Annotated in this window: 14 protein-coding genes and 1 pseudogene; 10 read left to right on the forward strand and 5 right to left on the reverse strand. The window is 56.2% G+C overall.

Annotation, left to right across the window (positions count from 1 at the left end):
• Positions 1 to 142: 142 nt before the first annotated feature.
• Positions 143 to 631, reverse strand: coding sequence for a DMT family transporter (locus GQ39_RS01065; protein WP_047526580.1), 489 nt, complete (start codon positions 629 to 631; stop codon positions 143 to 145).
• 77 nt (positions 632 to 708) lie between these two features.
• Between GQ39_RS01065 and GQ39_RS01070 the strand changes: the two genes are divergently transcribed.
• From GQ39_RS01070 to GQ39_RS01085, 5 genes are all read left to right on the forward strand, one after another.
• Complete coding sequence (locus GQ39_RS01070) at positions 709 to 1,617, forward strand: LysR family transcriptional regulator (protein WP_047526582.1); 909 nt, start codon at positions 709 to 711, stop codon at positions 1,615 to 1,617.
• Positions 1,618 to 1,704: 87 nt separating this feature from the next.
• Positions 1,705 to 2,343 carry a LysE family translocator gene (locus tag GQ39_RS01075; RefSeq protein WP_047526584.1) on the forward strand — a complete coding sequence of 213 codons (639 nt, stop codon included), beginning with the start codon at positions 1,705 to 1,707 and terminating at the stop codon, positions 2,341 to 2,343.
• Between the two features lie 90 nt (positions 2,344 to 2,433).
• A complete protein-coding gene (locus tag GQ39_RS01080; protein WP_047526586.1) occupies positions 2,434 to 3,774 on the forward strand; it encodes a sensor domain-containing protein in 1,341 nt (446 codons plus the stop codon).
• A 117-nt stretch (positions 3,775 to 3,891) separates the two neighbouring features.
• Positions 3,892 to 4,050 carry a KGG domain-containing protein gene (locus GQ39_RS31115; RefSeq protein WP_081997823.1) on the forward strand — a complete coding sequence of 53 codons (159 nt, stop codon included), beginning with the start codon at positions 3,892 to 3,894 and terminating at the stop codon, positions 4,048 to 4,050.
• A gap of 74 nt (positions 4,051 to 4,124) precedes the next feature.
• Complete coding sequence (locus tag GQ39_RS01085; RefSeq protein ID WP_047526587.1) at positions 4,125 to 4,628, forward strand: DUF4142 domain-containing protein; 504 nt, start codon at positions 4,125 to 4,127, stop codon at positions 4,626 to 4,628.
• Positions 4,629 to 4,659: 31 nt separating this feature from the next.
• On the opposite strand, the pseudogene GQ39_RS33120 reads toward GQ39_RS01085, so the two are convergent.
• Positions 4,660 to 4,746: pseudogene (locus GQ39_RS33120) on the reverse strand (low affinity iron permease family protein); the annotation flags it as partial.
• A 181-nt stretch (positions 4,747 to 4,927) separates the two neighbouring features.
• Between GQ39_RS33120 and tam the strand changes: the two are divergent.
• Positions 4,928 to 5,698, forward strand: a complete 771-nt coding sequence (gene tam / locus GQ39_RS01090) for a trans-aconitate 2-methyltransferase (RefSeq protein ID WP_047526589.1) — start codon at positions 4,928 to 4,930, stop codon at positions 5,696 to 5,698.
• 439 nt (positions 5,699 to 6,137) lie between these two features.
• Here the strand turns inward: tam and GQ39_RS01095 are convergent, their stop codons facing one another.
• Together GQ39_RS01095 and csiR are read right to left on the reverse strand one after the other, a co-directional pair.
• Positions 6,138 to 6,629 carry a GNAT family N-acetyltransferase gene (locus tag GQ39_RS01095; RefSeq protein ID WP_047526591.1) on the reverse strand — a complete coding sequence of 164 codons (492 nt, stop codon included), beginning with the start codon at positions 6,627 to 6,629 and terminating at the stop codon, positions 6,138 to 6,140.
• Between the two features lie 82 nt (positions 6,630 to 6,711).
• Complete coding sequence (gene csiR / locus GQ39_RS01100) at positions 6,712 to 7,410, reverse strand: DNA-binding transcriptional regulator CsiR (protein WP_047526592.1); 699 nt, start codon at positions 7,408 to 7,410, stop codon at positions 6,712 to 6,714.
• Between the two features lie 190 nt (positions 7,411 to 7,600).
• Here csiR and glaH point away from each other — a divergent pair, with 190 nt between their 5' ends.
• Positions 7,601 to 8,587: a glutarate dioxygenase GlaH gene (glaH, locus tag GQ39_RS01105; protein ID WP_047526594.1), complete on the forward strand. Its 987-nt coding sequence runs from the start codon at positions 7,601 to 7,603 to the stop codon at positions 8,585 to 8,587.
• A 65-nt stretch (positions 8,588 to 8,652) separates the two neighbouring features.
• On the forward strand, positions 8,653 to 9,903 hold the full coding sequence (lhgO, locus tag GQ39_RS01110; protein WP_047526595.1) for an L-2-hydroxyglutarate oxidase: 1,251 nt from the start codon (positions 8,653 to 8,655) through the stop codon (positions 9,901 to 9,903).
• Between the two features lie 66 nt (positions 9,904 to 9,969).
• On the opposite strand, the gene GQ39_RS32825 is transcribed toward lhgO, so the two are convergent.
• Positions 9,970 to 10,125: a hypothetical protein gene (locus GQ39_RS32825; protein ID WP_161793917.1), complete on the reverse strand. Its 156-nt coding sequence runs from the start codon at positions 10,123 to 10,125 to the stop codon at positions 9,970 to 9,972.
• A gap of 343 nt (positions 10,126 to 10,468) precedes the next feature.
• On the opposite strand from GQ39_RS32825, the gene GQ39_RS01115 reads away from it, so the two are divergent.
• Positions 10,469 to 11,983 (forward strand): APC family permease, encoded by a 1,515-nt coding sequence (locus GQ39_RS01115; protein WP_047538336.1) that lies wholly within the window; start codon positions 10,469 to 10,471, stop codon positions 11,981 to 11,983.
• A 153-nt stretch (positions 11,984 to 12,136) separates the two neighbouring features.
• Positions 12,137 to 13,135: a methyl-accepting chemotaxis protein gene (locus tag GQ39_RS01120; RefSeq protein WP_047526596.1), complete on the forward strand. Its 999-nt coding sequence runs from the start codon at positions 12,137 to 12,139 to the stop codon at positions 13,133 to 13,135.
• Positions 13,136 to 13,167: the final 32 nt, after the last annotated feature.

Here is a 13,167-nt window from a genome sequence, read left to right on the forward strand (position 1 = left end):
GAAATTGCGGCATGAATATACTGAGGCAACAGGTCCAGGACGAATGGAGCGCGACTGATCACCCTGCAATAGTTTGTTGCCATTCATGTATAGGGAGCCCCGGGCCGTGCGGCTGAGCATCAAGCGCTTGGGGATTGCCCCCTCAACTCGCGGCGGCTAAAGCTTTGCTCGGCGCTGCGCTTAATTGAATCAACACCACACCGCCAATCAGCATCACGACGCCCAATACCCTTGGCAAGCTCGCCTGCCGCTGCACCAACCCAAACCACCCGAAGTGATCCAGCACCAATGACGCGACCACTTGCCCGGCCAGCGCCAACGCCATGAACCCCGAGGCGCCGAGTTTGGGCAGCAGCACCAGGGCCAGGGAAATGAAACACACCCCGAACGCACCGCCAGCCCACATCCAAAGGGGCGCCTTGCTGATGAACGCCACTGATGGCAACGGCACGCGCATCGCCAGCATGATCGGCAGCAACACCAGGATACTCACCAGCAACGAGGCCAAGGTGGCCCATAACGGGTGTCCCAGGCCCCGTCCAAGGTTCGCGTTGACCGCACTCTGAAAAGGCACCACCGCCCCGGCAATCACGGCCAGCAATAACAGGCCGATCCCATGCAACGTACTCATGATCATTCTCCAGCAGGTTTTGCTGGACTCTAGGGTATTCGTCGCGCAGATTTAAATTCCGTTTTGCTATCCAGAACATGCATCAAATGAATGATCTGCGCCGCATCGATCTCAATTTACTGGTGATTCTCGACGCCTTGCTCAGCGAGCAACACGTCACCCGGGCGGCTGAACGTCTGCACCTGAGTCAGCCGGCCGTCAGCCATGCCCTGGCGCGTTTGCGCGATCTGCTGGGCGATCCGCTGCTGGTGCGGGCAGGCGCCGGCCTGGTGCCGACCTCGCGCGCGCTGGAGCTGATGGCGCCGTTGACCGAAGCCCTGGCCCAGGTGCAATCGCTGCTGGCGCCCAATGCCTTTGATCCGGCGACCACCCGGCGCACCTTTCGCCTGGCCATGTCCGATTACGGTGCCGCCATCGTCCTGCCTGGCTTGATCCGCACGTTGCGAAGTGAAGCTCCGGGCATCGATCTGCAAATCAGTCACGCCAGCCGCGAAGGCATGCTCGACGGGATACTCAACGGTGATATCGATATCGCCATTGGTGTGTTTCCGGAGATGCCCAACGAGCTACGCAGCACTGCGCTGTTCGAAGAGCACTACGCCTGCCTGGTGGATCGTGACAGTTTGTCGGCCGACGCAACGCTCGACCTGCCAACCTATCTGGCGCGCCCCCACGTTTTGCTGGAAATGCGCGGCAGTGGCACGCCGGAGATCGAGCGTGCCCTGACCGCTCTGCATGAACGGCGGCGCGTGGCGGTCAGCCTGCCGCACTGGAATGTCGCCCCGCAGTTGATCAGTGGCACGGATTTGATTTTGACCGTTGCCTCCCGTGGCTTGCGCGACCTCGACGAGGCGTCGCTGATCGTCGTGCCTCCACCGTTTCATATTCCGTCGTTTACCTTTGTGTTGGCGTGGCACCAGCGGCGCGGCGGGGATCAGGCGTTGAACTGGTTGAATCAACGAATCGCAGAGGGGATAAAACGCTGATGAAGTTCTTCGACGATCAGTCAATTAATGCCCAATGAGCTGATATAGACTGGCGCCCATTCACCAAACAGTTCAAAAGGACTTCCCATGACCCCGTCGCTGTTAATGGCTGTTCTTGCCTCGGGTTTTATTTACGGGATTACGCCAGGCCCCGGCGTGCTGGCCGTATTCGGCATTGGCGCGGCCCATGGGCGAAGGGCCGGGGCGGGGTTCCTCTGCGGGCATTTGCTGGGGGACGTGGTCTGGTGTGGCACTGCGCTGGTGGCGATTGTCGGGGCGCGGGAAATCGGCAGCACGGCGTTCGATGTGCTGGGCGTGCTCAGCGGTCTCTATCTGTTCTGGCTCGGCTGGCGTGCGGTGCGGGCGCGTCGCAGCAGTGCCCAGGCGCCGCAAGGGCCGGCGCGGCAGCCGTTCTGGCATGGCATCCTGTTTGGCCTGACCAATCCGAAGGCTTACCCGGTGGCCGTGGCCACGTTTACCGCCTTGTTGTCGAGCCGAGCCGAGTTGCTGACCTGGTCGATGTTGCCGTGGCTGATCCTGCTGAGTTTCGTGGGGGGGCTTATCGCCTACGCTATTCTCATTGGCGTCGTCGGTGCGCGGCGGGTGCGCACCTTGTATCAGCGCCATGAACTGGCCATCACCCGGCTTTGCGGGTTAATGTTCATCGGTTTCGCCATCAACGCCCTGGTGCATGCCGTGCCGGGCCTGGTGACGAACAAGGCTTGAAGCCGCGTACAGGGAGGCCTCGGTGACACAGGTTCTAATAGTCAGGGATGTTCTTTTTTTGCCGCATTGTCCGGACATGCATTAAGCGCCATGACCACCAGAAATTCCGCGCCGCTGGCGAGCTACATCGACCTCTTGCTGGACGCCGTTTGCGCGGTCGACAAACAAGGTCGCTTCGTTTTTGTCAGTGCGGCCTGCGAGCACATTTTCGGCTACAGCCCTGAAGAATTGATTGGCCGGCCGATGATCGACCTGGTTCACCCGGCCGATCGTCAGCGCACCCTCGATGCCGCGCGGGAGATCATGGGTGGTGAGTCCAAGCTCAATTTCGAAAACCGCTATATGCGCAAGGATGGCCGGGTGGTGCACATCCTCTGGTCGGCACGCTGGTCGGAGGTCGATCAATTGCGTATTGCCGTGGCGCGTGACATCACCGAGCGCAAGCAAGCCGAGTCCCGGCAAGCAGCGCTGTATGCGATTTCCGAGGCGGCGCATGCAGCGGAAGATCTATTGGCGCTGTTCAAGCGTATTCATCTGATCATTGGCGAATGGTTGCCAGCGCTGAATTTTTCCGTGGCGTTGTATGACGATCACGGTGCCGAGCTGAGTTTCCCCTATCACGTTGATGCCCACGAACCCGAGCAGCCCTGCACGATGACCGGGCGCCTGTGTGCCGAGGTGGTCCGCAGCGGCCAGCCGATCCTGCTGACTCCGGATCAGGACGATCGACCTGCGGGGTTCGAGAGGCAAGAGAGCGCACAGAACACGCCGTGCTGGCTCGGCGTGCCGCTGAACTCGCAAAACGGCACCATTGGCGCACTGATCGTCAAAAGCATGCCGGGCAGTGAGCACTACACCGAGCAGGACAAAGAGTTGTTGCAGTACGTCTGCGCGCAGGTCGCGACTGCGATCGAGCGCAAGCAATTGCACGCGCGCCTGCAGCGCATGGCCCAGTACGACCAACTGACGCAACTGCCTAACCGCGAATTGCTGCGCGACCGGCTCAAGGCTGCATTGGAAGCGGCGCGTGAGGACTGCGGACGCTTGGCTTTGCTGTATGTCGATCTTGACCGTTTCAAGGAGGTCAACGACACCCACGGGCATGCGGTTGGCGACATGTTGCTGCAAACCGTGGCCAATCGGCTCAAGGGCTGTGTGCGTGAAACCGACACGGTGGCGCGTATTGGCGGCGATGAGTTTGTGGTGTTGTTACACAGCATTCACGCTTCGGGAGATGCCGACGGCGTGGCCGTGAAAATCCGTCAGGTCCTGGCTCAACCCCTGCGCCTGGACGGCCATAGCTTCAACATTCAACCAAGCATCGGCGTTGCCCAATACCCCGAGCACGGCACGGAAGAGAAGCAGTTGTTCAGGCACGCCGATGAGGCGATGTACACCGCCAAGCGCGAGCATCACCTGCGGCTCGTCTGAATCGCGCTCACCGTTCGTCGTGGCGTCGACGTTTTTTTCTAAACCTTTTGCATCGCGCCCATTCAGATTTTATGCGGGCGTCAGCTCGCCGCGATCATCACCAAGAGGTAGAGAATCATGCCTAACTCAAAAAACTCGAACTCGGGAAATTTCGCCAACGATCGAACCAAGGCGTCTGAAGCCGGTCGCAAGGGTGGGAAAACCACCACCACGACTGTCGATAAAGAGCCAGCGAAACCCGACATGGGCCGCAAGCCCGGACAAAAATCCAAGTAGTGGATGAAGGTGGTTTTGATTGAGAAGCGGGGGCGAAAGCTCCCGTTTGAATGTTTACTGAGGAGGGCGCGACCATGAAGCGGATGGCCACCCAAATACGCAACACCGGTTTCGCCACGTTACTGGGCCTGTGTGCCAGCAGTGCCTTCGCCCAGTCCCCCGCCGAGTTCATCAACGATGCGTCGGCCCAGGGTATCGCCGATATCGAAACCAGTCGTCTGGCGCATCAGAAGTCGGAATCCAAAGAGGTCAAGGACTACACCATCGTCGTGATCAACGACCGCACCACCGCCAACCAACACCTGGCGAAAATCGCCAAACAGCTGGATTTGCCGGTGGCCCCGCGTGAGCAGGTGGCCGATAAGGCCAAGGCCTTGATGCCGCAAGTCATGGACGGCGCGAACTTCGATGAGGCCTATGCGGCCAGTCAGGTGAAGTCCACCGAAGAAGCCATCGCACAGCTTCAGCAGGAAGCGCAAACCACGGATGTGCCTGAGATCAAGGCGTTCGCTGAAGAGACATTGCCCAAGTTGCAACATCACCTGCAGATGGCCAGGGCATTGCAAGCCAGTCGTTAGATCGTTCGATCACGCGGGTGACCCAGTGCCGCCCGCTCAGCGCCCACAGGAAAATCAGAATGATCGCCCCGATGAACGTCTTGGGACTGCTGGTCCACAGGGCAAGTTTCTGGGCGATTTTTTGCGAATTTCATGGCCGTGTTCTTTATCTGAGGGCGCGTGAATTTCAGGCAGTGGGGGCGGGAAGAAAATGCGGCGGGAGTGACGGTGCGGCGCAAAAGGCTGTGTTCTGAAACCTTTGGTCTCGCCTGTCGCGGTATCGTAGCGGTCCAAGGACAACGCACCGACAGGAGAACGCAATGAGTTGGTCCGCCAAACAGTACGTCGCTTTTGAAGATGAACGCACCCGTCCCGCCCGTGACCTGCTGGCGGCCATTCCCGCCGGTGATGTGCGCTCGGCGATCGATATCGGATGTGGTCCCGGTAACTCGACCGAGTTGCTGGTGGAGCGCTTTGCCAACGCTACGGTGCGCGGTCTGGACAGTTCAACCGACATGATCGAGGCCGCCCGCAAGCGTTTACCGCAGGTGCGATTCGATATCGCGGACATTGATCGCTGGAACGAAACTGGCCCATTCGATGTTATTTTCGCCAATGCGGTGTTGCAGTGGCTGCCTGATCACGCCACGTTGCTGCCTTCATTGGTGAGCAAACTTGCACCGGGTGGCAGCCTGGCGATCCAGATGCCGGACAATCTCAATGAACCCTCGCATCGCTTGATGCGCGAGGTGGCGGCGAGTGGCCCTTGGGCTACCAAACTGACCGGCGCGGCCGGGCAACGCACGCAGATGGCCGATGCCAGCGGCTACTACTCAATGCTCAAACCTCACTGCGCTCGGGTCGATGTGTGGCGCACCACTTATCATCATCCACTCGCAGGCGGTGCCTCGGGCGTGGTCGAGTGGTTCAAGGGCAGTGGTTTGCGACCGTTTCTCGATCCACTGGATGAGGCGGAACGGGCTGAATATCTGGCGCTGTATCTTGCCGCCGTCGAGCAGGCTTATCCGGCGCAGGCCGATGGTTGGGTGCTGCTGCCGTTTCCGCGGTTGTTTCTGGTGGCGACGCGCTGATGAAAGAAAGGGGGTAGATGATGCATCTGCCCCCTTTTTTTGATCGTCTGGAAACATCACTGCGGTTTACTTCTCTTCGAGCGACGGGCGCTCAAGTATTCAAAAACAAACGAAGCAAAGCCGAACAACCCGATCAATGAAATGATCATGATTCCCAACTCTGAATTTTGCATGTTGATCTCGGGGGGCGGAAGGTGAGCCCGGAGCATAAGGTATCTGCCAGCGGGCTCAACGCAGCACGATGGCTTCTTTACGGGCGTGCGCGGATCTATACGCAAACAATACGAGTGCCGGGGCCGGCAAGGTCAGTTCAACGCTAAACACCAACCAGCAACATCATCGGCCATTCGCGTTCTTCGGCCAGTCAGTGGGTCACGCGTTCGCCTGCCATTCAGTGCTGAAGCACCTGAACCCGATCATGAGCGGGCTTTCAAGGTGACTATTCTGGTCGGCCCGCTCGGCTGCGGGTCATATGGATGAGCGCTAATCTGCGACCATCCAGAGAGGTTCTCTCTTCGACAGCAAAGGGCAAAAAGCCGAGTTTTGGATAAAGCAACAAGCCAGCGGTGTTTTCATTGAAACACGAGATCTGCACCTCTGTGGCGTCATAGCGCTCGAACGCCAGAGCCGTCATCGTCTCCACGATGAAGGTCGCCACACCTTGACCTCGTGCCTGCTGGGCAACAATGACATTGCCGATACAGCAAACCCCACCCGTCTCAGCCCGATAAAAGTTAGCAAAGCCAACGACGCTGTTCCCGGCCTCGACAATCGTCGAGTCGAATCGTTGAGTAATCGCGTTAGACAGCTGGGCTTCCGTCAGAGGGTATTGAGCTTTCGGGAACATATAAAACAGTTCCTGAGCGTTAAGGGGAAAGCTGCAGATGGTTTTGATGTCAGCCGCCGTCACTGGCCTGTGTTGAAATATCATCGCGCGTCCTTGAGGTCTATGCATTCGGCCAAGGTAGTTTGAATGCAAAAGGGCTTGTTCAAAGGCCCCTTTCATTTGTGGATTACGCGTGTAACGCCGGCATCGAGTTTTTAATTATTTCAGAAATGATAGGAACAGGTGTCATCAGATGTTCCCTCATCAGGGCGCTCGCCTTTACCGCATCGCGAGCAAGGATTGCGTCAACGAGGGTTGCATGCTCGACCCTTTTTTGACGAAGTGCCTCTTCGGAAAAGACAGTGCTTTTGAGCCACAGGTGCCTGTACCTCTCAGCCTGGTCCAGCAGTTGCGATCTTAGTTGCAGCAGGTGCTTGGATCCGCACCCGGAGGCTATCGCACTATGAAACGCCTTATGTCGAGAGTCCCATATCTCGAGCATTTGCTCCTGCGTTCTGAGCTCCATGACTTTCGATAGCGTGTGAGTTCGCGCCAGGATCGAGGCTTCCCACGAGTCATCGCCTCGTTCGATCGCGAGCGTGAGGATCATGGCCTCCAGGTTGGCGCGCGCGTCGTAGATGTCGCGCATTTCCTCCAACGACATGGGGGCTACCCGATAGCCTTTCTGGTTAATCGCAATGACCAGGTGTTCCGCGACGAGCTGAGACAAAGCCTCTCTGAGTGGGCCAACCCCAAGACCATATCGATCTTTCAGGGCGCTCATCAGCAGCTTCTGTCCAGCCGGAAATACGCCACGAATAATGTCCTTCTTGAGCCTTTCGTAACCATCGAAAGTAGATTTCTGCTTTGGCTCAAGCTCTTCCATAGCGACCACTCATCGTCAAATTTTCCTAATGATACCCACTTTTCAAAAGGCCCGCCGAATGGCTACTAAATCATTTTATATCTACGTATTTTAAAAATGTAGACATTTTTATTTAGTGGCGATATTTTTTGACCGTCGCTTCACCAGACGCCCTGGAAAGCGCCCACACTCACTACGCCAGGACATAGCAATGAACGCCTTCTCTCAGATCAACGCTCCGGTAATGCAACAGCCCGCTGAGTGCGTGGGTTTCTCTCTCAAGCCTTCTGCTCAGTCCAAGCGTTTCCTGGAGCTCACATTCCCCAAGGTCACCGTCGACGCGTTTCTCTCTGCCGTGTCCCAATGGCCAGTTCAGGCACTTGAGTACAAGTCGTTTTTGCGCTTTCAGATTGGCAAAATCCTGGACGGAATTTGTGGCGAGACGCTGCGTCCGGTTTTGGTCAACACGCTGATGGATCGGGAAACGGGTGGTCTGTTGGTAAAGCCGGAAGGGCTGAACGATGTCTCCCAGGCAGAAGACATGGTTAAGTTTTCAACCGCCGTGGCGCACCTGCTTGGGCGTTCTAATTTCGATGCGATGAGCGGGCAGTTTTATGCGCGCTTCGTCGTAGAGAACGTTGATAACTCGGACAGCTACCTGCGTGCGCCACATCGTGTGATGGAGCTGCACAACGACGGAACGTTCGTGAATCAGATCACTGACTACGTCCTGATGATGAAGATCGACGAGCAAAATATGGAAGGTGGCAACTCCTTGCTGTTGCACCTCGACGATTGGGCTGATTTGAATAAGTTCTACAAGCATCCATTGGCTCGCCGCTCCCTGCGCTGGACAGCTCCACCTAGCAAGAACGTCAAAGAGGACGTGTTCCATTCCATCTTTGATACGGATGGTGAGGGGCGTCCGACCATGCGCTACATCGATCAATTTGTTCAGCCTGAAAACTTCGAAGAGGGTACCTGGCTTTTCGAACTCGGTGAGTCGCTGGAAACCAGTCAGGCGAAGTTGTCCATTCCCGTTGCGGTGGGTTCGTTCGTGTTGATCAACAACTTGTTCTGGCTTCACGGACGCGACCGCTTCGCAGCGCATCCAGGCCTTCGTCGCGAACTGATGCGTCAACGCGGCTACTTCAGCTATCCGAAGGTGGGTCACCACCACGGCCAGACATCCAACTAATTGACGGAGGGGCCGCAGGCGACTGCGGCCCGTTCCCTGTCCGCCATCCTTGTGAGGTGATAGCTGTGTACGACTTTGTAATCATTGGTGGCGGCATCGTGGGAATGTCTACAGCCATGCAAATGGCATCTGAATACCCGGATGCAAAAATTCTGTTGCTGGAAAAAGAATCGGGTCCTGCCCAGCATCAGACCGGTCATAACAGTGGGGTGATCCATGCGGGTGTTTACTACACGCCTGGCAGTCTGAAAGCCAAGTTTTGCCTGGAAGGAAACCGGGCAACGAAAGCCTTCTGTGATCAGCACGGAATTCGTTATGACGCCTGCGGCAAAATGCTTGTGGCGACGAATGAAATTGAGAAGGAACGAATGAAAGCCCTTTGGGAGCGCACTGAGGCCAATGGCCTTGAGCGTGAATGGCTTTCAGCTGCCGAGCTTCGGGAAAGAGAACCGAATATTGTCGGGTTGGCGGGAATCTTCGTCCCTTCCAGTGGCATCGTGAATTACGCCGAAGTCACTCGACAGATGGCTGCAGAGTTTACGAAAGCGGGTGGCGTCATTCGCTACAACTCTGAAGTGACGGCCCTCGATGAGCGAGCGGACGAGGTCGTGGTCACGACGTCGACCGGCATTTACCAGGCCCGTTTTCTGATTTCATGCTCAGGCCTGATGGCTGATCGGGTCGTCAGGATGCTGGGGCTCGAACCCGAGTTCCAGATTTGTCCTTTCAGGGGCGAATACTACCTGTTGCCCAAGCAGCACAATCAGATCGTCAATCACTTGATCTACCCCATCCCTGATCCGTCCATGCCATTTTTGGGTGTGCACCTGACTCGTATGATTGACGGCACTGTCACCGTCGGGCCGAACGCTGTATTGGCGCTCAAGCGCGAGGGGTACAAGAAAACTGATTTCTCCCTGGGGGACATGTTTGAAATCTTCACTTCGCTCGGGGTCTTGAAGGTTTTGAAGGCAAACTTCAAACCTGGCCTGATAGAGATGAGGAATTCTCTGTTCAAGAGCGGCTATCTCAAGCAAGTGCAGAAATACTGCCCGTCGATCAATAAAGAGGATCTGACACCGTACCCCGCTGGGGTTCGTGCCCAGGCTGTTTCGAACAGCGGTAAGCTGATTGATGACTTCTTGTTCGTCAATACGAAGAGGAGCGTGAATGTGTGTAACGCACCTTCACCAGCCGCCACTTCGGCCATTCCTATCGGCGCCTACATCGTAAGCAAGGTAAAAGAGCAAATCGGTGAGCGGGCGTTCTTCGCCGCGCCGAAGGTCGATCCAGCGGAGGCCAGGGCGTTCGTATAAATAATAAAGCCGCTAGTGATAGCGGCTTTTTTTGAGCCAGGAAAGCGCTTGGGCGTGCCCGGATCCTTAACGAGCCAGACTCAGACAGGCAAAAACCTGAACGAACAATGCGGCGAGCAGTGGCCAAACGTTTCGTTGATCTGTTTTGGATTCACTGATCGGCTCCTCCATCTCTGGGGCCGGCATCACTCCGATCTCGAATGCACCGATTATTTCACGCATGAGAAGCCTCCTGATGGGTCAAGGCCGGCTGCATGCCTGGCGCTGCATCCTATAAAATTCTAATCCATATGTATTGTCAACGATATCTGCCGTTTTTTTGATCATATCTGGCCGATTTTTTCGTGTGTTGGTTGATTGATTGTTAGGTATATCGGGTTTGTGGCCAGCGTTTACAGGGATTTTTGCCGGCCGGCCATGGATAAAACATTTTCCTTTGACTTCAAATGTATTTGGAGGTATTTCTAGTCCTGCGATGAGCGTTCGCGTTTACAAGAGCAAAAAAATGCTAGATGGCCCCCCCTTCTACGTCGCTGCCGAGAACACAAAAATACGAGGTTGCACCATGACGAATCATCCCGTGAATTCCCCGGTTGACGCAGACGCCGAGCGTCTTGCATCCCTGGGATACCAGTCAGAATTCAAACGCGATATGAGCCTTTGGGCGAACTTTGCGTTGGGCTTCACTTATCTCTCGCCGGTCGTCGGCATTTACACCCTGTTCGCCTCATCTCTGATGCTGGGCGGCCCTCCGATGATTTGGGCGTTGCTCATCGCCGGTGTTGGCCAGCTTCTGGTGGCGCTCGTGTTTGGTGAGATCGTCTCCCAATTCCCGCTCGCAGGAGGTGTATACCCCTGGGCGCGTCGCCTTTGGGGTCGCAAGTGGGCATGGATGACAGGGTGGGTTTACGTGATGGCGATGTTCTCGACCATTGCAGGGGTGGCTTATGGCGCAGCGCCATACACCGCTTCAGTTGTCGGGTTCGAGCCTACGGTGGGTGCAAACGTAATCTGTGCATTGGTGATCCTGGCTATTGCGACAGCCATCAACATGATGGGCACCAAGGTCTTGGCGCAGGCAGCGCTGATCGGGTTCTTCGCCGAAATAATGGGGGCGTTGGTAGTAGGCGTGTACCTGTTGGTGTTTGAGCGTCACCACGATATGAGCATTTTCTTCAATACGTTCGGTTCGGAGAGTACGGGCTCATACACCGCGGCATTCCTGGCCGCTAGCCTTATCGGTGTGTTCCAATACTACGGATTCGAGGCCTGTGGCGATGTCGCCGAGGAAGTCCCGGAGCCCGGTCTGCGTATCCCTAAATCGATGCGTCGCACGATTTACATTGGCGGTGTTGCAGCAACCTTCGTCTGCTTTGCCCTGATTATGTCCGTGGTCGATATTGGCGCGGTTATCAATGGCACTCTTGCTGATCCGGTGTCCGCCATTCTGGCCAATGCGTTTGGTCCAGTGGGATCCTCTGCAGTGCTGTGCGTCGTGCTGATCTCCTTCCTCTCTTGCGTGATGAGCTTGCAAGCTGCGGCCAGTCGACTGATCTATGCGTACGCTCGCGACAAGATGATTTTTGCCAGCGGCCTGCTTTCCAGGTTTTCTCATGAGCGTCATGTCCCGCCTTATGCCTTGTTGTTGTCGGCGCTTTTGCCTGGTGTGATTGTCGTCGGCTCGATGATTTCCGCTGATGCGCTGTTGAAGATTATTTCCTTCTCGGCGGTTGGCATCTATATCGCGTTCCAGATGGTCGTTCTTGCTGCTCTGCGAGCTCGCTTGAAAGGCTGGAAACCAAGCGGCGAGTACCAGCTTGGATCGCTTGGTTTGATCACCAACGTTGGCGCGCTCGTCTATGGGGTTGCGGCTATGGTGAACATCGGCTGGCCACGCACTCCCAATGCACTTTGGTATGACAACTGGATTGTTGTGTTGTCTTCCTTCGCTGTCATCGCGGTCGGCTTCCTCTACATGTGGATTGCCCGCCCTCATTTACGCAGCGCGGCCATTTACGGAGACGCAATTCCATCGAGGGGGGCTGTTGTAACCGGCGCGGTTCGAAGAACCACCGCATAGTTTCCGACGTAATCAAAACGCTCTTTAAGAAGGGCGTTTTTTTTGTTTCTGAGGTCATTCCAATTGTTGGCTGTCTCTAGCGTGCCGAGGTCAGCTTGAAGGTCGGAGGCACCCGAAAACTATGGCTGAGTTGCGCAGCAAAGGAGCAACGTGATGTGGTTCAAAGGTTCATTGAGTGCAGAATTTAATGAGGTGGATCGCGCCCTGCATGCACTGCTGGGGCAAGAGCCTCTGACCCCGGACAGTTTGCAGTTGTTGAAAAATGGTCATGCTACGACGCATTCAAATGTGTTCGCTCTGGCCGAGCGGATAAAAGCGCTGGAGGACCAGGTTGAGAGCCTGAAGCAGGTGCAGGAGATCGGGGCGCGGAACGCAACCGCCAGCGCGGATAAAATCAGCGCCCTGACAAGTGAGGTCGCTTGCCTGAATCAATATTCAGCTGAGAAAAACCTGGCCTTCGAGTCGATCAATAGAGAATTGACTGCACTGAGTGGCGAGGCGCAAGTGTGGGAGCTTGTCAAACAGACGCTCACGGAAGGCTGTTGGGATCTCAAGATCGTTGACGGAGACCTGGAACATCCCTCCAATGAGCTTCGTTGGTCTCGTCAGTTCAAGGAGCTGGTTGGCTATTCAGATTCGGAGTTTCTCGATGGCTGGGAAACGTATAACCAGATCGTTGATCCCGACGATCTCCCCAGGATGCTGAAGATTATCGAAGAATACGTACGGGCTCCGCAAAGCGCCGACCATTACGTCGTTGAGTATCAAATGAGGCATAAGCAGCGGGGTATGGTTTGGTATCGAGAGCGGGGGCGGGCCATGACGGGGGCGGACGGCAAGGTCTGCAGGCTGATAGGCGCCGTTCGAGACATTTCTTCCGAGCGGCATGCCATCGAGTCACGTCAGCGGGAGCAGGCGGCCATGCAGGCAACCTATGCTCAGATTTCCACTGCTCTTGGAGTGATAAAGGCCATTGCAGATCAAACAACCATGCTTGCGCTTAATGCCGCCATTGAAGCGGCGAGGGCAGGGGATTCGGGGCGTGGATTTTCTGTTGTGGCTGATGAAGTAAAAAAGCTCGCTTCAAGAACGCAGGAGGCCACTCAGCAGATCCAGTCAATGCTGTCGAATGTCTCAGTGAGTGGTGAGTGAGCCTGAATGAGCAGGTCGCTTGCGCCGGTGTT

It is taken from the genome of Pseudomonas sp. 11/12A, from assembly GCF_000800055.1.
Taxonomy (GTDB): domain Bacteria; phylum Pseudomonadota; class Gammaproteobacteria; order Pseudomonadales; family Pseudomonadaceae; genus Aquipseudomonas; species Aquipseudomonas mohnii.

Bases quoted from the DNA above. Each gene is read 5' to 3' on its own strand.
- GQ39_RS01065 (WP_047526580.1), bottom strand. From the start codon at position 631: ATGAGTACGTTGCATGGGATCGGCCTGTTATTGCTGGCCGTGATTGCC.
- GQ39_RS01070 (WP_047526582.1), top strand. From the start codon at position 709: ATGCATCAAATGAATGATCTGCGCCGCATCGATCTCAATTTACTGGTG.
- GQ39_RS01075 (WP_047526584.1), top strand. From the start codon at position 1,705: ATGACCCCGTCGCTGTTAATGGCTGTTCTTGCCTCGGGTTTTATTTAC.
- GQ39_RS01080 (WP_047526586.1), top strand. From the start codon at position 2,434: ATGACCACCAGAAATTCCGCGCCGCTGGCGAGCTACATCGACCTCTTG.
- GQ39_RS31115 (WP_081997823.1), top strand. From the start codon at position 3,892: ATGCCTAACTCAAAAAACTCGAACTCGGGAAATTTCGCCAACGATCGA.
- GQ39_RS01085 (WP_047526587.1), top strand. From the start codon at position 4,125: ATGAAGCGGATGGCCACCCAAATACGCAACACCGGTTTCGCCACGTTA.
- tam (WP_047526589.1), top strand. From the start codon at position 4,928: ATGAGTTGGTCCGCCAAACAGTACGTCGCTTTTGAAGATGAACGCACC.
- GQ39_RS01095 (WP_047526591.1), bottom strand. From the start codon at position 6,629: ATGATATTTCAACACAGGCCAGTGACGGCGGCTGACATCAAAACCATC.
- csiR (WP_047526592.1), bottom strand. From the start codon at position 7,410: ATGGAAGAGCTTGAGCCAAAGCAGAAATCTACTTTCGATGGTTACGAA.
- glaH (WP_047526594.1), top strand. From the start codon at position 7,601: ATGAACGCCTTCTCTCAGATCAACGCTCCGGTAATGCAACAGCCCGCT.
- GQ39_RS32825 (WP_161793917.1), bottom strand. From the start codon at position 10,125: ATGCGTGAAATAATCGGTGCATTCGAGATCGGAGTGATGCCGGCCCCA.
- GQ39_RS01115 (WP_047538336.1), top strand. From the start codon at position 10,469: ATGACGAATCATCCCGTGAATTCCCCGGTTGACGCAGACGCCGAGCGT.
- GQ39_RS01120 (WP_047526596.1), top strand. From the start codon at position 12,137: ATGTGGTTCAAAGGTTCATTGAGTGCAGAATTTAATGAGGTGGATCGC.